Origin of the sequence: Streptomyces sp. NPDC014894, assembly GCF_043080985.1 — a bacterium.
Taxonomy (GTDB): domain Bacteria; phylum Actinomycetota; class Actinomycetes; order Streptomycetales; family Streptomycetaceae; genus Streptomyces.
On record NZ_JBIBWD010000019.1, the window covers coordinates 139,129 to 159,471 of the forward strand.

The 20,343-nt window shown below is 74.0% G+C and carries 12 protein-coding genes and 1 riboswitch; of the genes, 5 read left to right on the forward strand and 7 right to left on the reverse strand.

Annotated elements, in window-relative coordinates:
* The first annotated feature begins 152 nt into the window (after positions 1–152).
* Positions 153–309: riboswitch (cyclic di-AMP (ydaO/yuaA leader) on the forward strand.
* 11 nt (positions 310–320) lie between these two features.
* Positions 321–1,409: a M23 family metallopeptidase gene (locus ACF089_RS32500; RefSeq protein WP_392034612.1), complete on the forward strand. Its 1,089-nt coding sequence runs from the start codon at positions 321–323 to the stop codon at positions 1,407–1,409.
* A gap of 213 nt (positions 1,410–1,622) precedes the next feature.
* Here the strand turns inward: ACF089_RS32500 and ACF089_RS32505 are convergent, their stop codons facing one another.
* From ACF089_RS32505 to ACF089_RS32520, 4 genes are all read right to left on the reverse strand, one after another.
* Positions 1,623–2,879: a PrsW family intramembrane metalloprotease gene (locus tag ACF089_RS32505; protein WP_392034615.1), complete on the reverse strand. Its 1,257-nt coding sequence runs from the start codon at positions 2,877–2,879 to the stop codon at positions 1,623–1,625.
* A 571-nt stretch (positions 2,880–3,450) separates the two neighbouring features.
* A complete protein-coding gene (gene trmB, locus ACF089_RS32510) occupies positions 3,451–4,245 on the reverse strand; it encodes a tRNA (guanosine(46)-N7)-methyltransferase TrmB (protein WP_392034618.1) in 795 nt (264 codons plus the stop codon).
* A gap of 283 nt (positions 4,246–4,528) precedes the next feature.
* Positions 4,529–5,752, reverse strand: a complete 1,224-nt coding sequence (gene lhgO, locus ACF089_RS32515) for an L-2-hydroxyglutarate oxidase (RefSeq protein ID WP_392034621.1) — start codon at positions 5,750–5,752, stop codon at positions 4,529–4,531.
* A gap of 163 nt (positions 5,753–5,915) precedes the next feature.
* Positions 5,916–7,352 (reverse strand): MFS transporter, encoded by a 1,437-nt coding sequence (locus ACF089_RS32520; protein WP_392034624.1) that lies wholly within the window; start codon positions 7,350–7,352, stop codon positions 5,916–5,918.
* Between the two features lie 944 nt (positions 7,353–8,296).
* On the opposite strand from ACF089_RS32520, the gene ACF089_RS32525 reads away from it, so the two are divergent.
* Positions 8,297–10,426 carry an asparagine synthase-related protein gene (locus ACF089_RS32525; protein WP_392034627.1) on the forward strand — a complete coding sequence of 710 codons (2,130 nt, stop codon included), beginning with the start codon at positions 8,297–8,299 and terminating at the stop codon, positions 10,424–10,426.
* Between the two features lie 21 nt (positions 10,427–10,447).
* Here the strand turns inward: ACF089_RS32525 and ACF089_RS32530 are convergent, their stop codons facing one another.
* Positions 10,448–12,388: a sigma-70 family RNA polymerase sigma factor gene (locus ACF089_RS32530; RefSeq protein ID WP_392034630.1), complete on the reverse strand. Its 1,941-nt coding sequence runs from the start codon at positions 12,386–12,388 to the stop codon at positions 10,448–10,450.
* Between the two features lie 976 nt (positions 12,389–13,364).
* A complete protein-coding gene (locus ACF089_RS32535; protein WP_392034633.1) occupies positions 13,365–14,153 on the reverse strand; it encodes a TetR/AcrR family transcriptional regulator in 789 nt (262 codons plus the stop codon).
* A gap of 326 nt (positions 14,154–14,479) precedes the next feature.
* Between ACF089_RS32535 and ACF089_RS32540 the strand changes: the two genes are divergently transcribed.
* Positions 14,480–16,021 (forward strand): NAD(P)/FAD-dependent oxidoreductase, encoded by a 1,542-nt coding sequence (locus tag ACF089_RS32540; RefSeq protein WP_392034636.1) that lies wholly within the window; start codon positions 14,480–14,482, stop codon positions 16,019–16,021.
* A 169-nt stretch (positions 16,022–16,190) separates the two neighbouring features.
* Entirely contained in the window at positions 16,191–17,912 is a 1,722-nt protein-coding gene (locus ACF089_RS32545) for a SpoIIE family protein phosphatase (protein WP_392034639.1), read from the forward strand.
* 58 nt (positions 17,913–17,970) lie between these two features.
* On the opposite strand, the gene ACF089_RS32550 is transcribed toward ACF089_RS32545, so the two are convergent.
* Positions 17,971–19,251, reverse strand: a complete 1,281-nt coding sequence (locus ACF089_RS32550; protein WP_392034642.1) for an MFS transporter — start codon at positions 19,249–19,251, stop codon at positions 17,971–17,973.
* Between the two features lie 132 nt (positions 19,252–19,383).
* On the opposite strand from ACF089_RS32550, the gene ACF089_RS32555 reads away from it, so the two are divergent.
* Positions 19,384–19,959, forward strand: coding sequence for a MarR family winged helix-turn-helix transcriptional regulator (locus tag ACF089_RS32555; RefSeq protein WP_392034645.1), 576 nt, complete (start codon positions 19,384–19,386; stop codon positions 19,957–19,959).
* Positions 19,960–20,343: the final 384 nt, after the last annotated feature.

Genomic DNA, 20,343 nt, shown 5'->3' on the forward strand with positions numbered 1-20,343 from the left:
GGCGCTCAAGTCGCCCGAATCCGGCTGCTTGTGTCCGGGTAAGTCCATGGCAAAGAGATTAAAGATCACTCGGAACAACTTGGAATCCGGACCGCGTGTCTATTAACGTTCGATAACGCAGCGCGGTCGCCCAGCCGTCGTCAGGACGGCGCCGTGCGCGAGCGCCGAATCCCGCAAGGGAACCGGGGAACCACCAATTGGGGTGAATCGGGCTTCGTCCGCCGCACAGTTCGCGGTGAGCGACGCCCGTAGGAGACCTTCCTGCTCCGAACCCGTCAGCTAACCCGGTAGGCGAGAAGGAAGGAAAGGAGTGCGCCTCAGTGGCGTCCAACACCCCTGCCCCGGAATCGCCTTTCAGGACCGGTGTCTTCAGCGAGGACGGGGCCGAACGGTCCGTCGGTGAGTGGAATCCCACCGCGGAGACCGTGCGTCCGGTGCGCGGCCGGCACCGCCATCGGGTGATCAAGCAGCGCGGCGGATTCGCCCGCAGCTCCACCGTGCTCGGCGTCGGTGTGATCGCCGCCGTCGGAGCCGGCGGCATCGCCACCGCGCAGAACAAACCGGCCGTCTCCATATCGCTGCCCGATGTCGAATCCCTTCCCGGCATCGGCTCTTTCATGTCCGAGGACGCGGCCGAGCCGGACACCGCCGACACCGCCGACGCCTCCGGGTACGAGACGATGGGCGGCATCGGCGAGGAGGTCGGCGCCCAGCAGAGCACCACCACCGCCGCCGAGGCGCTGCGCTCCCGCATCCTGGAGCAGGCCGAGGAGCAGCAGGCGGGCGCCGAGGCCATGGCCCAGGCCGCCGCTGAGAAGGCCGCCGCCGAGAAGGCCGCCAAGGCCGCCGAGAAGGCGGAGAAGGAGGCCCAGGAGCGCGCCAAGGAGAAGGCCGAGGCCAAGAAGGCCGCGGAGAAGGCGGAGAAGGAGGCCCAGCAGCGGGCCGAGGAGAAGGCCGAGCGGGAGGCGGCGGCGAAGGCCGAGGCCGAGCGCGCCGCCAAGGCCGCCGGGAACTTCTCCCTGCCGACCTCCTCGTACCGGATCACCGCCACCTACGGCCAGTCCGGCTCGATGTGGTCCTCCGGCCAGCACACCGGTCTCGACTTCGCGGCCCCGGCCGGCACCCCGGCCAAGGCCGTGACCACCGGCACCATCACCTCGGCCGGCTGGTCCGGCTCGTACGGCTACCGCGTCGTGCTGGAGCTGTCCGACGGCACGGAGGTCTGGTACGCCCACCTGTCCTCGATGACCGTGAGCCCCGGCCAGAAGGTGGCTCCGGGCGAGACCATCGGCCGGGTCGGCTCCACGGGCAACTCCTCCGCCCCCCATCTGCACCTCGAGGTCAAGACGCCGGGCGGCTCCGGCATCGACCCGCTGTCCTGGCTGCGAGGCAATGGCCTCACGGTCTGACCGGGGCCGGGGCCCAGCGGGCCCGAGCCCCACGCGCCGGAGTCCTTCGGGCGTGGGCCTACGGGCCCGATCCGTTCGCCCCCCGGTCCCGGCCCTTCGGGGCCGAGGCCCGCGCGGCGGCGCCCTTCGTACACACAGCTCCCGGCGGTCCTGGCACCACACCCCCCGATGCCAGGGCCGCCGGGTCCCGTCCCTCCGCCCGCCGGGACCCGGTCAGCCCCGGTAGGGGTTGTACCCCTCGTAGTCCCGGTACGGCGGGGGCACCCACACCCGGCCCGTCGCCCGCGCCGCGTACGTCAGCGCCGGAGCCGCCTCGTCCTTCCGCTGCCACATGTGGTGCAGCAGCTCCTGCTCCCGCGCCACGAAATCCGGATCGGCCGCGCCCCGGCCCGCCCGGTGGCGCAGAAACGCCAGCGAGGTCGCGAACCGCTGGTACTCCGTCACCGCGTGCGCGGCCGCCGGCCCCCGCATCCGGCGGGCCATGTCACGGGCCGCCGCACGGGCCCGCATCGAGGACAGCGCCTGCGGTTCGGTCGGGGAGAGCCAGCCGGCCGCCGCGTAGGCGGGCAGCTCGGCCGCTATCGTGCGCAGCTCCCGCTGCCGGGTCCAGATCGTCAGCCAGGTCAGCAGCGCGAAGGCCGGGACCATGAACATCCCGTACACCGCGTAGAAGCCCCACGGGCCCCAGTACGACGCCGAGCCGTTCCACAGCGCGTGCATGCCCATCGACAGCACCAGTCCGAGCGTCGGCAGCGCGATCCGGCGGAACCGGCGGCGGCGGGCGGCCAGGGCCGCGATGCCGAAGCCGATGCCGGTGAGCATGGTGAAGAGCGGGTGCGCGAACGGGGACATGACGACCCGGACGAAGAACGTCGCCGCCGTCACCGACTCCAGGCCCGAGTGGCCCAGCTCCTGGTCCTCGCCGAACGCGGTGCCGAGATAGAGGATGTTCTCGGTGAAGGCGAAGCCGGTCGCGGTGAAACCGGCCACCACCACGCCGTCGACGATCCCGGTGAAGTCCCGGCGGCGGAAGATGAAGATCAGCAGGATCGCGCCCGCCTTCGCGGACTCCTCCACCACCGGCGCGATGACCGTCGCGCCCAGACCCTCCGCGCTGTGGGGATCGGCGGTGGCCGTGGCGATCCAGCGCATCGCGAAGGAGTTCGCCAGGATCGCGACCAGCGCGGCGGCGAACGCGCCCCACGCGAAGGCGAAGATCAGATTGCGCCAGGGCCCCGGTTCGACCCGGTCCAGCCAGCGGAAGGCGGCGAGGAGCAGCGGTACGGGAAGGGTGGCCAGCCCGAGTCCGACGAGGAACCCCTCGGGTCCGGTCTGCTCCCGGACCAGGGCGAGGATGAACAGGGCGCAGAGGGCGAGAACGATGATCAGGATGCCGGCCCGGACCGCCTTGTTCTGCCAGAGCCTGGCGGCGCGGCGCGGTTTGTAGCGCCACCGGGTCGGCTCGGGCACGGCGTCGAACACCGGCTGGCGCGCGCACTCGGGGACGGCGGGCCCGGGAACGACCGGGGCCGGGGCGGCGGGGTCCGTCTCCGGGTACGGCGGTGCGGCGGACGCCTCCGGCGGGAGCGGGCGGTCCGCCGGATCCCGGGGCCGGGGCGGCAGATGCGCGGGTCGAGGGGGTGGCGCGTGGGCGGGCGGACAGGGCTGAGGGCGGTGCGCAGGCGGCTCGGACACCCCACGACCCTAACGACGGGCACCGACAACTGACGACGCCGTTTGAACGATCATGGCGCGCGCCCGCCTCGCCCGAGGCGATCCGCCGCACGGCGCACGGCCGTTCGCGCCGGGCGCCCGGTCCGCGCCCGGTCCGCCGCCGATTCCGTTCCGGGTCGCGCTGCGGATCCGGAGCCGGATTCCGTTCCGGATCCGGCTCCGGGGCGCCGGGTCAGTGCCTGGGCCGACGCTCGGGTGTCCGGGTGCGCGGCCGTCAATGGGTCCGGATGCCCGGGCGCCCGGGTCCGCGCTCCGTCACCGGGTGCGCCGCTGCGGCGCCCGGGGCCGGTCCGCTCAGCCGGTCCGCTCAGCCGGTCCGCCGGCCGCTGTCGGCCACGCGCCGGAACAGCAGATCGTGGACGGTGTGGCCCTTGTCCAGGCCCTGTCCCTCGAAACGGGTCAGCGGGCGGAAGTCGGGGCGCGGGGCGTAGCCGCCGCCCGGCTCGGTGTTCTCGAAGTCCGGGTGGGCCGAGAACACCTCCAGCATCTGCTCCGCGTACGGCTCCCAGTCGGTCGCGCAGTGCAGCACCGCGCCCGGCCGGAGGGCCGCGGCCGCGAGGGTGAGGAACTCGGGCTGGATCAGCCTCCGCTTGTGGTGGCGCTTCTTGGGCCAGGGATCGGGGAAGTAGACGCGCACGCCGTCCAGCGAGCCGGGGGCGAGCATCTCGCGGAGCAGGATGATCGCGTCGCCGTTGGCGACCCGGATGTTGGACAGCCCGTGCTTCTCGGCGAGACCGAGCAGATTGCCCTGCCCGGGGGTGTGCACATCGACCGCGAGGATGCCGGTGCCGGGATCGGCCGCGCCCATCAGCGCGGTGGCCTCGCCCATGCCGAAACCGATCTCCAGGACGACGGGCAGCCCGTCGAAGACCTCGTCGAGATCGAGGACGCTCTTCCCGTCGATCTCGAAGCCCCACCGGGGCCACAGACGCGTCAGGGCGTCGCCCTGCCCGGTCGTCACCCGGCTGCGCCGGGGCTGGAAGCTGCGGATGCGCCGCTCGTGGTGCGAGCCGGCGGGGTCGGCGACGGGCCCGCCGGGGAAGCGGGACTCGCTTCGGTCACGGGCGGGGGCGGCGGGGGTGTGGTTTCGGAGCTGGGACACAGTGCCTTGATTCTACGGCGGCGGGCGGCGCGGAGGAACGGCTCGCGGGCTCCGGCGACGGCTCCCGAGGGCGGCCCGCAGGAGGCTCCGGGCCGGCTCCGGCGAGCGGGCCCGGGTCGGATCCGGCGAGCGGCTCGCCTCGGCCGGGGCCCAGGTCCGGGCGGTGACGGCCCGGGTCACGCGGCTCCGGCCCGGGTCCTGTGGATCGGGGCCGGGTCCTGTGAATCGGGGTCGTGGCCGGGGCGGCCGGGCGGGCGGGGTCGCGGGCCGGGAGAGAGGAGGCTCACAGCAGTCGCAGGGCCCGTCTCGCCACCTCCCTGCCGATGGGGAGGGAGGCCGTCGCCGCCGGTGACGGCGCGTTCAGCACATGGACCGTTCTCGGGGACTCCTTGATCAGGAAGTCGTCGGCGAGCGTGCCGTCGCGGAGCACGGCCTGGGCCCGCACCCCCGAGGGCGCGGGCCGCAGATCGGACTCCGTGACCGAGGGGAGCAGCCGGCGCACCGCCGTGGTGAAGGCCCGCTTCGACAGGGAGCGGTGCAGCTCTCCGGCCCCGTACCGCCAGTGCCGGCGGGCCATTCGCCAGGAGCCGGGCCAGCTCAGCGTCCCGGCCAGCTCCCGGGGCCGGACCGTGGTGGGGCGATAGCCCTCGCGGGCGAGCGCGGGCACCGCGTTCGGCCCGATGTGCACGGAGCCGTCGATCCCTCGGGTGAGATGGACGCCGAGGAACGGAAAGGCCGGGTCGGGCACCGGATAGACCAGCCCCCGCACCCGCTCGGGCCGGGCCAGCTCATGGAACTCACCGCGGAAGGGGATGATCCGCATGCCCGGGTCGTCGCCCGCCAGCCGGGCCACCCGGTCGCAGTGCAGCCCCGCGCAATTGACCAGGACCCGGGCGCGCAGGACGGTCCCCGACGCCGTGCGCACCGCGACGCCCCAGGGGCGGCGGTCCGCCGCGACGACCTCCTCGCCGCAGCGGATCTCGGTGCCGGAGGCGCCGCAGACCTCCGCCAGCCGGGCCGCGACCGCGCCGAAGTCGCAGACGCCCGTGGTGCCGACCTGGATGGCGGCCAGGCCCCGGACCTCGGGCTCGTACTCCATGATCTGGGCAGGGCCCAGCTCGCGGACCGGGATTCCGTGCTCCCGGCCGCGCTGGACCAGGGCGTGCAGCCGGGGCAGCTCGTCGCGGTGGGTGGCGACGATCAGCTTTCCGGTGACGCGGTGGGGGACGCCGTGCTCCGCGCAGAATTTCAGCAGCTCGGCCGAGCCGCTCAGCGCGTACCGCGCCTTGAGCGATCCGGGGCGGTAGTAGATCCCGCTGTGGATCACTCCGCTGTTCCGCCCGGTCTGGTGGCGGGCGGTCGCGGGCTCCTTCTCCAGCACGGTGACCCGGGTGCCGGGGGCCGCGCGGGTGAGGGCATGGGCGGTCGACAGGCCGACGATCCCGCCGCCGATCACCAGCACATCGCAGTCGAAGGCGCCGCCGAAGCCGCCTCTGGACACCGTCACCCCGCTCACCTCCCACCCCGATAGTGCACCGGCCCACTGACAACGGCCCCGCACCCGCCCTCGCGACCGCCCCTGCCGCCCCGACCGCCCCAGCCACCCCGGGCCGGCCTCCCCCGAGGCGCGTACGACCCTCGGCCGCCCCGCCCCGGAGTCCGGCCTTCCGCTACGCCGGGGCCATCAGCAGGGGCCGCGCCCGCTCCCGCAGCTCGGCGACGCGCGGCTCGTGCCCGTACGGCTCCAGCCGGTGCAGCAGATCCCGTACGTACTCCGTGGTCCGCGCCGAGGAGATCCGTCCGGCGACCTCCACCGCGCGGGTGCCCGCCGCGCAGGCCGCGTCCAGATTCCCGGACTCCAGCTCGGCGACCGCGCTGACCACCAGCCGCAGTCCGTGCGAGCGGACGAACTCCTCGGTGGGGCGGGACAGCGCCTGCTCGGTGAAGCGCCGCACCTGCCCGGGGGCCTTCAGATCGCGATAGCACTCGGCCGCGTCGGCGCAGAACCGGTCGTACGAGTAGAAACCCAGCCAGGTGGGGTCATTGTCGCCGTCCCGGGAGCGCTCCAGCCAGCCCTCGGCGGCCTTCAGCGCGGCCCCGGCGGCCACCGCGTCGTTCGCCTTGGCGTGCGCCCTGGCCTCCACCAGCCGGAAGAAGCTCATCGTGCGGGCGGTGGCGAGGCCGCGATTGCGCTCCAGCGCGGCCTGCGCGAGGTCCACCCCCTCGTCGGCGAAGCCCCGGTAGATCGACTGGAGGGACATCGACGCCAGCACATAGCCGCCCAGCGGAACGTCCGCCGCCGCCCGCGCGAGCCGCAGCGCCTGGATGTAGTACCGCTGCGCCGCCTCCTGCTGGCCGGTGTCGAAGGCCATCCAGCCGGCCAGCCGGGTCAGCTCGGCGGTCGCGCCGAACAGGGCGCGGCCCACTTCGTCGGAGTACGAGGAGAGGAGCAGCGGCGCCGCGTCGACCCGCAGGCACTCGGGGACCATCGACGAACGCCAGTCGCCGCCGCCGTACTTGGAGTCCCAGCGGCGGGCGTCCTCCGCCGCCTCCCGCAGTTTGGCCACATCGCTGTGGCCCACGCGGGCGGGCGCGTCGTCCGGGGCGGTCTCCCCGGGGGGGAGGTCCGGCATCCGTTCGACGGAGGAGTCGGCGGGCGTTATCAGCCAGCGGGAGGCGGGGGTGGCGTAGGCGCTCACCGCGAACGAGCCGGCCAGGGACTGCCAGATTCCGCCGCTGCCGGCCCGTCGGCCGGCCAGGTCGAGCCGGTACAGCTCGGTGGCCGATTTCACCGCCGCGCCCACATCGCGCGGGAAGGCGAGCCCGACCTCGGGAGCCGGGTCGGCGTCCGCGAGACCGATCTCGTGCAGCGGTACGGGGCGGCCGAGCTTCGCGCCGATCGCGGCGGCGATGAGATGGGGGGCGGCGCCCTGGGGGACCATGCCCTTCGACACCCATCGGGCCACGGACGTCTTGTCGTAACGGAGGGTCAGGCCCCGCTGCGCTCCCAGGTCGTTGACGCGCCGGGCGAGGCCGGCGTTGCTGATTCCCGCGAGGGCGAGAACGGTGCCGAGCTTTTCGTTCGGCCCGCGTTGCTCCCTGGACATGGCCCACCCCTCGACACGCAGACGGCCGCCGCGTCGCTGTCCGGCGCGCGGCATTCGTACTGAGTCCTCCCCGTCGGGCGGCTTCCCCGCCCCCCGGCACGGTCCCGTTGCACAAGCGGTCGGCCGAGCCCTGCGGAATATGCCCGTCGGTTCAGAACATCAGTAAACCCAGCGTAGTTCGCCGCATCCCGACCGTTAAGGGGCGGAGTTCCGGTTGGCGAGATTGTTGTGCGTTGGGGGAGGGCCGTCCCACAGGCGCGGACGCGGCCGCCGGCGTGTCCGGGGGCGTGCCCTGGCTGAGCCCCGGGCGTGTGGCCGTGCGCCCGTGCGTGCGCTCTGCCAGGCGGGTCGGGGAAGGGCTTCCATGAGTGCTGCGTGGGTCGGCCCGCTGCGTACTGGAACCAGTGGGCTGGGGGACGCCGCCGTCTTCAATCCCCGCGGGCGGCGGACCGGTCCGGGAGGCGCAGTCCGCCTCCCGGACTGCTGTGCGTCCGTTTCCGCGCGCTGGTCGCGGCCCTGTTCGGAGGGTGGTTCGGGGGGTTCTGTGCTGCCCTCGGCCAACCGGAGATTGGCCGAATGTCGACTGTCACCGCTGGGGGCTCTGTTCCTCCACAGCACCGAAGAGATCGTTCCGCTTCGTGGTGAACCGATAGCAAATCAGCCGTTCCGGGGGCGCGTTCACTTTTTGCTCGTGCGACCCGGGGACGTCTCCGCGCGCCGCCTTCGTGGCAGCATGTTCCCGAACGGGCAGGTAACGGCCCCCGGCACGGGGGCGGGACCATGCCCCGCGCCCCCAGTATGCGGGGGCGGCGCCCGTCCCGTGCGGCCGGGTGTGACGCTTGTCCCGTGTGTTCGGCCGCGGCACGCGCGCCCGCCGGGCGTAGCGTGCACCCGAACGGCCGGGTCCGGCGGCCAGGGTTCGTCCACAGCCTGTGGAGGCGGCGATGCGGTGGTTGGTGGGATGGAGCAGTATCGCCGCCCACTTCGGCTCGGCCGGGGCCGTGGGCGCGTCCGACGAGGGCCGCGCCATCCAGCCCGTCGGCTCCCAGCTGCTCTGGGGCGACCCCGATCCGCTCTGGGCGGTCGGCGACTGGCGGCCCGACGAGATCCGCGTCATCAGCCTCGACCCGCCCGCCGGCCACGCCCCGGAGACCCACCTCACCCGGATGGCCGTCCTCGGCTGCTGCGCCGCCGGCGACGACGAACTGCGCGCCGGACTGCTCTCCGCCCGGGGCGGAGCCCTGCGCCATCTCACCGCCTGGCCCGGCAGCTACACCGCCGTCGTCCAGGCCGGCCGCCGGATCACCGTCCTCGGCGACCTCGCCGGGGCCCGGCCCGTCTTCCACACCCCCTGGGCGAACGGCACCGCGTACGCCACCGCCGCCCTCCCCCTCGCCGACCTCATCGAGGCCCAGCTCGACATCGGACACCTCGCCGCCCTCCTCGCCTGCCCCGAGACCCCGGAGGCGCTCCGCGACTCCACCCCCTACGAAGGCGTCAAGCGCGTCCCGCCCGGCCACGCCCTGATCCTCCGCGAGGGCTCCCGGGAGATCACCGGCTACGAACCGGTCGCCTCCCTCGCCGTCGCCGGACCGCAGATCGACCCCGACCGGGCGGTCGACGGCGTACGGGACGCGCTCGTCGAGGCGGTGCGCGCCCGGCTCACCGCCCCCCGCCACGCCCCCGACACCCTGCCGCCGGACCCGGGGCCGGTGCCCGGGATGGGACCCGCCGACCGGCGCGCCCGCCGAGGCGGCGGCCCCGCCCCCGGCATCGGCGCCGACCTCTCCGGAGGCAGCGCCTCCGGCACCCTCGCCCTTCTCGCCGCCGGACTGCCCGGCAGACCCGGCACCCTGCTCGGCCACGGCACGGGCGCCGGCGAACGGCTCCTCGCCGTCACCTACAACGACCTCACCGCGGACGGCCGCGAGGCCGAGCTGGAACGGGCCCGCGCCCTCGCCGACGACCCGCGGCTGCACCATGTCGTCGTGGCCGCCGGTGAGGAGGGCCTGCCCTACACCGGCCTGGAGAACGGGCCGCTCACCGACGAACCGGCGCCCTCCCTCGTCGTCGCCGAACGCCACCGCGGCCGGCTGGCGTCCGGCAGCGCCGACCACTTCACCGGCGCGGGCGCCCGGCAGGTCCTGGACGCCCACCCGGCCCGTCTCGCGGATCTGCTGCTGGACCGGCAGAGACGGCATCTGCTGCGGCCCGTGGCGGCGCTCACCAGGGCCGAAGGCCCCGCGCCCAACTCCCTGTTCGTCCCGCTGACCGTCTACCGGGCCGCCCGGCGGCTGGCCCGCACGCCCTACCGCACCGGACTGGAGAACGCGGCGGACCTGCTCCTCGAAGCCAACCGCGCGACCCACCGGGACCAGGACGCCGGACCGCTCGGAGCCTCCCTCGCCGCCCTCGCCTGGTCCCGCCCGGGACCGGCGGCCCGCTGGCTCACCGGCGAGGCCCTCGCCGAAGTATCGGTTCGCCTCACCGAGGCGGCGACCCGTCCCGTGTCCGTGCAGCGCCCCGGCGAGGCCCGCGCCCGGGCCGCCCTCACCCGTCACGCCTTCGACCAGCGCATCCTGGAACAGGCCGCCGAGGTCCGCAGCCAGCGCCTCCACTCGCCCTTCCTGGACAACCAGGTGGTACGCGCCTGCCGCGACCTTCCCGAGTCCCTCCGGGTACGCCCCGGGGCGCGCGCGGAGATCCTCCGCACGGTCCTCGCGGGCGCGGGCGTCCACCAACTGCCGCCCGGCTGGGGCGCGGCCGCCCACAGCACCTCCGGCGCCACCGCCCGCAAGGGGCTGCGGGCGGCGCTGCCCCAGCTCATCGCCCTCTTCGACGCCCCGCTGCTGGCGGACGCCGGCCTGGTCGAGGCCCGGGTCGTCCGCAAGGCCCTGCGCGCCGCCTCCGAGGGCGAGCCCCTGCCCCTGGACGGCCTCGCGGAGCTGGTCTCCACCGAACTCTGGCTCCGCCGTCTGCTCTCCCGCCGGGGCACCTGCTGGACCGGCACCGCGGCCCCCCGCCGGCGCGCCGTCCCCACCGGCGTACCGTCGAGACCCTCCCTGAGGCCCTGACCGCCCTGGCCGCCCCCGCTCTCAGGCGCAGGTGATCCGGGACTGGGCCCAGTCCACCAGGGCGACCGCGTCGAACGGCGTCTCCGGCTCCACCACCAGCCGGATCGTCTCCCGCCCCGCGAGCGGCACATGCACCGGCACCCCCGCCTCGCCGCCCAGCACCACGGGCGACCGCCACAGCCGGGCCCCGTCCGCGTAGACCGAGAAACGCACCGCGCCCAGCCCCATCGTCATGTCGTCCACGCCGACCACCGCGTCATAGCCGGAGCAGTCCCGGTTCAGATCGATGGTGACGGACGAGCGCGCGTGCACGGTGATCCCGTGTCCGTACCGCTCCCCGCCGATCAGCAGACCGGTGCGCTGCCAGAGCCACCCGCTCTCGCCGATGCGCACCTCGGGCCCGGTGCCGTCGCCGAACAGGCCGTACTGCAACCGGTTGAGCTGGTAGACCTTCGGCTCCGGCGCGGACGGCGAGGGAGTCGGGCTCGGCTTCGGCGGCGTCGGGGACGGCGTGGGCTCGACCGGGCTCGGGGTGGGCGTCGGCGTCGGGCTCGGCTTCGGCGGCGAGGGCTTCGTCCGCGTCGGCGTCGGTTTCGGCGGCGCGGGCTTCGCCGGGGCCGGCGCGGACGTCACGGGCCGGGGCGCGGGCGCCGGCGGCGCGGGCTTCGGCTTCGGCGCGGGCGGCTTCGGGGCCGGCCTCGGCGGAGGCGGCGGCTCCACCGGGGCGACGCTCCGCACCGCGGGCGGCTTGGCGTCCGGGGCGGGCTCCCGCGAGTCGTTGGCGAGCGCCCACACCAGACCGGCGGTCACGGCGACCGCGATCAGCGCGGCGATCCCCGCCTTCGCCGGAGCGCCCAGCCCCTCGGCCGCCGCCGCGCCTCCGGCGGCCCCCGTCGTCGAACCCCCGCCCGTGGCGGCCGCGGCGGCTCCCGCCCCGGCGGCCCCCACGGCGCCCCCGGCGGCGATCCCGGCCGCCTTGAGCGAATACCCGGCGGCGAACCAGCCGATGACCGCGACCGGCAGCAGCGCCGGAATCGCCGAGTTCACCTGAGCCAGCTCGCCCGCGGCCAGCCGGCACTTGGCGCACTCGTCGAGATGCTTGCGCAGCCCGCGCTCGGCCCGCATCCGCAGCCCGCCCCGGGCGTACGCGCCCAGCCGGTCGGCGTATCGGGCGCAGTCCCCGCCCGAGGTGAGCGCGGAGCTGACATGCGCCTGGAGATAGGCCTGCTTGAGGCCCTCGCGCGCCCGGCCGGCCAGCACCGCCGTGGCGTTGGCGGTCAGCCCGAAGAGCGGCGCGACCTCGCTCGGCGACTCCTCCTCGACCGTGGTGTGCCAGAGCACCGCCTGCCAGCGCTCCGGCAGCGACCGGAACGCCTGGAGCGCGAGCGACCGCTCCGCCTCGTGCATCGCCCGGACGTCGGCGCCCAGATCGAGGGTCTCGCCCGCCGCCGCGTCCTGGCCGCGGGCGGCCTCCGCGGCGAACACCGCGAAGTCGTCGACCAGCTGCTCCCGCTTGGCGGTCTTCGTCCAGGTCGCCGCCACCCGCCGGACCGTGGTGAGCAGATAGGCCCGCACCGCCTGCTCGGGTCCCGCGCCGCCGCGCACGGCCTGGAGCGTCCGGGCGAACACCTCGGCCGTCAGATCGTCCGCGGTGTGCGCGTCCCGGCAGCAGGTCCGCGCATAGCGGCGCACCGCCTCGGAGTGACGCCGGAACAGCTCCGCGTACGCGCTGTCGTCGCCTCCCCGCATCCGCTGGATCAGCTCGGCGTCCGACTGCGGCAGTTCACGCGGCGGCGGCAGTACGGAATCGAACCGCGCGCCCCCGCCCTCACGCTGCGGCGGCACGGCCGGGTCGCCGGGGAATCCCGCGGCCCCGAACGCCGCGGAGTCGTCCGCCCAGGCGCCCCCCGCCCCCTGACCGGGGACCGTGGGCGCCGCCGGGTCATGACCGGGGGCACGCACTCCGGAGGCCCCGGGCCCGGCAGGTCCGGGAGATCCGACGGGTCCGCCACGCCCGGCAGGTCCGCCCCGCCCGGGAGATCCGGCTTGTCCGGCAGGTCCGGCAGGTCCGGCGCGCCCGGGAGATCCGGCAGATCCGCCCGCCGCGCCGCCGCCCGCACCGTACGGCGCTCCGCGCCGGGAACCTCCCGGCCCGCCCTGCTCCGGCACCTGCCGTGAAGGCGCTCCGTCAGGCTCCCCGCCCCGCTCCGTGCCGTCCCGGCCGGCGGGGCCGCTCGCGCTCTCCGGGCCGTCCGTACCGCCCGAGCCGCTCACCGGTTCGTCCCGTGCGTCCCGCCCGTCACCGCTCATCGCGGAAGCCCTCATTCATCGCGCAAGCCGCCGTCAGCACCTCAGACCCGAACACCGGGCAAGCGTGCCACACGGCAACTGCGCACCGACCACTCAGCCGTGTCAACCACTCATCCGGGGAGACCTGACCGAATCCGCGCTCGCGCAGGCCCTTCCAGAAGAGATGATTCCGGCCGTCCGCCCCGCAGCACAGCCTCCAGGAACGCCCCGGAACGGACCGTGACCCACGGTCCGCGGCCCCGCGTCACAGCGAGCGGGCGCGGCTCGACACGGCCGAACGGACCGCCGGCGTCGGCGGGAGACGTCTCAGCAGGTCACCGGAAGCGGGCCCGGCCCACCGCGAACGAGCACCGCTCGTCGGCAGGACCGCGACCGGGGCCGGTCCCTGAGCCAGACCATGGCCGCGACGGGCCGCGCACGGCGAAGGGCTCACCCCGGCCGCGTACGGCAGAGGACTCCCCCTGACCGCGCGCCCATGAACTGACCGCGCGCCCACCACAGCCGAGCCCACGACAGACGCGCCCCGACCGCGCACACGCACACCGAAGGCCCGCCCGGCGGGATCGCACCCCGCCCCGGCCGTCCCCGTCGCGGGCGCGGTCCGTCTCCGGCGCGCCCGCCGGGACGCTCAGGCGCCCCTCGGCCGCAGCCCCTCCAGCAGGATGTCCAGCAGCCGTGCCGAGGCCGCCGCCTGCTGAGCCGCGTCCGGCAGCGACGGCGCGGCCGTCGCTATCACCAGCAGCACATCCGCCACGGTCACATCGCCCCGCAGCTCGCCCGCCGCCCGCGCCCGGTCGACCAGCTGGCCCACGACCTCCAGCAGCACCCCGGCCCCGGCGTCGTCCAGCTCCTCGGCCGTCACCGCGCGCTGCCCGACGATCCGCAGATCGGCCCGCTCGCCCGCCCGCTGATGCGGCACCCGGGCCTCGTCCCGCGTCGGGACGTCCTCCGGATCGACGCCGACCCGCAGCACCTGCGGCGGCAGCAGCCTGCCCGCGCCCGAGGCCACCGAGGTCCGCAGGAACCGGGCCAGCGCCGACCACGGCTCCTCCTCCTGCCCCAGAGCCGTACGCGCCTGCTCCGTCAGCCGGGAGGTCTCCTCCTCGGCTATTCGGCGCACCAGCACGTCCTTGCTCGGAAAACGGCGGTACACCGTCCCGACGCCGACGCGCGCCCGGCGCGCCACATCCTCCATCGGCGCGCCGTAACCCAGCTCGCCGAACACCTCACGGGCGGCCCGCAGCACATGCTCCAGATTGCGCTGCGCGTCCACCCTCAGCGGGGCCGAACGACCCACCCCGCCCGATACCGTCCGTCCGTTCCCGACGGCCCCGTCGCCGCCCGGATGACCGCCCTGCGACTGCGTGTCCGCGGTCGTGGGAACGGCTGCCTGCCAATGCGAATCCTGAATGGTCATACGTGTTCCCCCGGTCACTGTGTCTCCCCCCGGAGACCTCCCCACCTGGTCTGCCGGGCGCGCCTTGACCAAGCACCCCGACGAGGTACGAACATAGTTGAGCGGGGGTCAATTCAGAAGGGGGTAGTTCCGCACGGAGCGCCCCCCGATCGGAGCAAGGACCGGAAGGCTCCCGTTTACGCCCCCCGGCGCCCCCCTCCGCGTCACCTCTGACCTGCGCACCTTCCCCTCCCTCCGACCGCCCCCCGGCGCACGGCGGCACAAAGCCTCCGGTCACACAATTTGCCGGGCCTGTGGACAAACGCCGGGGACCGTTGCGTCATGGGATGGTGAAGGCAGCTGACTCCCGGGGCCAGGCCCCCGGCACCCCACCGACCGTGCGCACGTCCGGCACGCGGATTCTCGTCCTCGGTGGTGGCTATGTCGGGATGTATTCGGCTCTCCACCTCCAGCGGAAGCTCAGACGGGAGCTGCGCGACGGCTCGGTGGAGATCCTCGTGGTCACCCCCGACCCCTATATGACGTATCAGCCCTTCCTCCCCGAGGCCGCGGCCGGCTCCATCGCCCCGGCCCATGTCGTCGTCCCCCTGCGCAGAGTCCTCGACCGGTGCAAGATCCTCATCGGCGAGGCCACCGCCGTCGACCACGCCAAGCGCACCGCCACCGTGACCACCCTCGCCACCGCCGAAGAGGGGACCGGAGCCATCGAGGTGGCGTACGACGAACTGGTCATCGCGCCCGGATCCGTCTCCCGCACCCTCCCCGTCCCCGGACTTGCCGAGTACGCCATCGGGTTCAAGACCGTCGAGGAGGCCATCGGGCTGCGCAATCACGTCATCGAACAGATGGACATCGCCTCCTCCACCCGCGACCCCGCCATCCGCGACGCCGCCCTCACCTTCGTCTTCGTCGGCGGCGGCTACGCGGGCGTCGAAGCCCTCGGCGAGCTGGAGGACATGGCCCGCTACACCTCCCGCTACTACCACAACATCAAGCCGGCCGACCTGAAATGGATCCTGGTCGAGGCCAGCGACCGCATCCTCCCCGAGGTCGGCGAGGAGATGGGCGGATACGCCGTCCGCGAGCTGCGCTCCCGCAATATCGACGTCCGCCTCAGGACCCGGCTGGACTCCTGCGAGGACCGGGTCGCCGTGCTCAGCGACGGCAGCCGCTTCCCGACCCGTACGGTCGTATGGACGGCGGGCGTCAAACCGGCGCCGGTCCTCGCCGCCACCGATCTCCTGCTCACCGAACGCGGCAGGCTCCGCTGCACCGCCCGCCTCACCGTCGCCGGAGTCGAACACGCCTGGGCCGCCGGCGACGCGGCCGCCGTCCCGGACATCACCTCCGCCGCCCCCGGCGCCGACTGCGCCCCCAACGCCCAGCACGCCGTACGCCAGGCCAAGGTGCTCGCCGCCAACCTCGCCGCGTCCCTGCGCGGCGGCGCGCAGCGGGAGTACGCCCACAAATACGTCGGCTCGGTCGCCTCCCTGGGACTGCACCGGGGCGTCGCCCATGTGTACGGCCGCAAGCTCAAGGGCTACCCGGCCTGGCTGATGCACCGCGTCTACCACCTCAGCCGGGTCCCCACCGTCAACCGCAAGGCGCGCGTGCTGGCAGAGTGGACCCTCGCCGGACTGTTCAAACGGGAGATCGTCTCCCTCGGCTCGCTGGAGCACCCCCGCGCCGAATTCGAGAGCGCGGCGGGCGGCGGCCCCGGACCCGGCACACCCCGGCCGGGACCACCGGGCGTCCCGCCGCGCGGACCCTCGGACCCACCACGGTCCACACCGCCGGACACGCCGGGACCCGCCCGGCCGGACACGCCGGGCCCGGGCCCGGACGACAGCGGCCCCGGCGGCGCGTGACAGCGGCGCACAGGGCCTGACGGCAACCCCGGAAGGGCCTAGTAGACGCCCAGTCGACACCGACTGTCAGTACGTTCGGTCACACTGACCGTGTGACCATAGGTGGGCTCACATTTGCACAGAGTGACCCTTGTGACCCTTGGCGACAACCATTGAGGCTAGAAAGTCAGTGAACTTCACGCGTTGGAGCGCAAGGCTCCCCGGTACGCAGCGCCGCGCCGCGGCGCGAAGGACCGACCGTGGGATCTCCACCGCGCCTCCACGACCGGACCGGCGGGAAGACGGCGGCCGGGCGGAGGGCCGGGAGGGCTCGGTCCCCGCGGCCCGCGGCGACACCGCCGAGGCCGACTCCGCCCGCCGCCCGGAGGAACGGGCCGCGCTCGACCCGCTCCCCTCCGCGCCCCCGGTCGAGGACTTCCCGATCGCCGAGATCCTCGGACGGCTCCCCGCCCTGGTCGCCGTCGCCTACGGCGCGGAACACCGCATCGCCTACGTCAACGACGCCTACACCACGGCCTTCGGCCCCCGGCCGATCGGCACCCGCGCCGCCGACACCTGCCCCGAACTGGCCGAGCTGGGCCTGTCCCCGCTCATGGACCAGGTCCTCAGCGGCGGCACCTCACGCACCGTGAAGTCCCGCAAGGTCGCCGCCGGCGGCTCGTACACCGTCACCTGTCTGCCCGTCGAGATCCCCGGCGCCGGCAGCGGAGTCCTCGTCTTCGCCGCCGACGTCACCGGCCACGCAGAGTCCGCCGACCGGCTGCGCGCCAGCGAACGCCGCCAGCGCGAGATGGCCGTCACCCTCCAGCGCTCACTGCTCCCGCAGGAGCTCGAACAACCCGACGACCTGCGGATCGCCGCCACCTACCAGCCGGGCAGCGAGGACGCTGCGGTCGGCGGCGACTGGTACGACGTGATCACCCTCGGCGCGGGCCGCACCGCCCTCGTCATCGGCGACGTCATGGGCCGGGGCGTGCGCGCGGCCGCCGTCATGGGCCAGCTCCGCACCGCGGTACGGGCCTACGCCCGGCTCGACCTCCCGCCCCACGAGGTCCTCCAGCTCCTCGACGGGCTCGCCGCCGAGATCGACGCCAGCCAGATCGCCACCTGCGTCTACGCGGTGCACGACCCCAACGAGGGCCAGCTCGTCTACGCCTCGGCGGGCCACCTCCCCATCCTGGTGCGCGACGAGGACGGCGCCGTCCGCCGCGCCGCCGACCCGACCGGCCCGCCGCTGGGCACCGGCGGCTGGCTCCACAGCTCCGGCTCCATCGCCCTGCCGCCCGGCTCCAGCGCCGTCCTCTACACCGACGGACTGGTCGAGCGCCGGGGCGAGGACATCGACGAAGGGGTGGCGGGCCTGGAGCGCGCCCTGTCCGGAGCCACCGGCACCCCGCAGGTCGTCTGCGACCGGCTGATCCGCTCCCAGGGAGTGACCGCGGACCACGACGACGACGTCGCCGTCCTCGTCGTCCAGCACCCCGCCCGCAGCGGACCCTCCGCCGAGCTGTTCCACAACGCGGCGCTCGAACTCCTCGGCGGCACCGAGGCCGCGCCCCGCGCCCGCGCCTTCGCCTCCGGAGTGATGGCCTCCTGGCGGTTCTCCCCCGAACTGCACGACCTGGGCGTGCTCGCCACCAGCGAGCTGGTCGCCAACTCCCTCCAGCACGGCACCCCGCCCATGCGCCTGCGGCTGCGCCGTACCGACCGCCGCCTGATCATCGAGGTCACCGACGGCGACGACCACCTCCCGCGCCGCCGCCGCGCGGAAACGGAGGACGAGGCGGGTCGCGGGATCTCCATCGTCGCGACGATCGCCTCGTCCTGGGGCAGCCGCCGCACTCCGGGCGGCGGCAAAGCGGTCTGGTGCGAGTTCGCCCTCCCCGCCTGACACCCGCCCCGTTACGGGCCCGGCGGGCACGGCCGGCCCCCGGAAAGGGGCCGGACGGTCAGGCGGCGGCCTCCACCTGCTCGGCCGGCTTGTGCTGCGCCACCACCCGCGAGGTCACCGCGAGATACGGCTGATTCTGTACGGGGGTGAGCTGCCGCCCCAGCCGGATCGCCAGCACGGTGATGCCGAGCGAGAACAGTACGAACGTCACGATGTACGGACCGTGCAGCGAAGCCCCCATCGGTCCGCCGATCGCCGGGCCGAGCGCCAGAGCGAGCTGCTTGACCAGGGCGAAGGCCGAGTTGTACTGCCCCACCATCGACTCCGGAGCCAGATCGGCCACCATCGGCGCCACGGTCGGCGCGAGCATCGCCTCGCCGAGCCCGAAGAGGGCGTACGTGGAGATGAAGGCCGCCGTCGCCATGGCCTGGCTGCCGGATCCGAGGCCCGCGTACCCCGCGAGCACCCAGGCGACGGCCCAGATCAGGCCAACCGCCGCGATCATCCGGCTGCGCTTGCGGCGCTCCACGAACTTCAGCACCACGAACTGGGCGAGCACGATCACCGCGGTGTTCGCGGCCAGCGCCGTCCCCAGCGTGGAGGGCTCGATTCCGGCGGCCTCGGTGCCGTACGCGGCCAGCCCCGACTCGAACTGTCCGTAGCAGGCGAAGAAGAGGACGAAGCCGAGCACACAGAGCTGGACCATCGCCTTGTGCCCGAGCAGCACCCGCATCCCGCCCTTGGCGCCCTGCTGCGCCGCCGAGCCCGGCAGCGGCACGGCAGGCCGGGGCAGCCGGACCGTGAGCGCGATCCCGGCGAGCACCAGGAACATCACGGCCTCGATGCCGAAGAGCAGGGTGAAGGTCTCGGGCCGGCTCTTGTCGACGATCTGCCCGCCGATCAGCCCGCCGAGGCCGAGCCCCAGGTTCTGCAGAAAGAACTGCATGGCGAAGGCCCGGGTGCGGCCCGCCGCGTCGGTGCACCGCACCAGCATCGTGGCGAGCGCCGGCTGCATCACGGCCGTACCGGCTCCCAGCAGCGCGGCCGAGAGCACCACGGTCGACACATGGGCGGCCAGACCGATGGAGACGGCGCCCGCCGAGGCCAGCAGGGCCCCGCCCACCAGCACGGGCAGCGGCCCGCGCCGGTCGATGATCCGCCCGGTGAAGGGGAGGGCGACGAGAGCGGCCATCGCGAAGACCGCGAGGACGGCGCCGGCCGTCGTCGCGCCCAGGTCCCGCACCTGAGCCACATAGACATACAGATACGGGACCGTGAAACCGAGTCCGAACGCGCTCAGCGCGCTCCCTGCCTGGATCCGGCGCATCGCTGCACCCATCACCCTGCTCACACTCACCTGCCTCAGAGATCGAAGGGATGAAGCCTCAAGACTTCAACAGTAAAGTTCGAGTGTTAACAGTACACACCGAAGGACTTCAATGCCAACGAGTGCCGTGCGATACTGCGCCGTATGCCTAACGCGAGCCCCGAGGGCCCAGCAGTGACGGGCCCGGCCATCCAGGAGCCGTCCCTCGACGAGCAGATCGCCGCGTACCAGCGCGAGTACGGAGACCTGGACCCACAGGTCGAGAAGGTGGTCTCCGCACTCGGCCGCCTCAACCGCCGGATGAACGTCGGATACGGCCGCCAGCTCGCCACCCTCGGCATCACCAACGCCGAGTGGGAGGTCCTCAAGACCCTCGTCCTCGCGGGCGCCCCCTATCGGATGGGCCCCGGCGAACTCGCGAAGCGCCTCGGCCTCACCCCGGCCGCGATGACCCACCGCATCGACCGGATGGCCGGCGAGGGCCTGGTCACCAGGGACCGCGACGAGAGCAACCGGGTCCGCGTGATCGTGGAACTGACGGACGAAGGCCGCTCGAAGTGGCTGGAGGCGATGCGGATGGCCTCGGACTTCGAGGGCGATCTGCTCCAGGACCTCTCGGCGGACGAACGAGGCGTCCTCGGGGAGCTGCTCATCCGGGTGCTGCGCCGGGTCGAGGACGCCCAGCCCGACGCGGGCGGCCGCCTGACCGACCTGGAGTGAGGGAGCCGGAGCCACCGAAGAGGCCCTGGACCAGGGCCTTCTCGGGGCCCTTTGATCGAAGTTGACACGGACTTCATCGGTCCGTAAGGTTCTTCGAGTTGTCACGGGGCCGGAACGGTTCTGCGACAGCCACTCACGCCGCGGATGCGGCAATCAAACTCAGCACGATCTCCCCGGCCGGGGTGGATTTCGGCACGCCGAAATCCATTGGACAGACTCGATTATGAGTCGCTCGGGAAATCCGCTACAGTTTGAAACGTCGGAACGGCCCAACAGCCGGAAAGACAAACCGATTTCGACCGGGAGTCAGGCCCGAAAGGATCTGATAAAGTCGGAGCAGCCGAAAGGCGAAAGGCCGGTCCAACTGGCCGCTGGATCTGAATC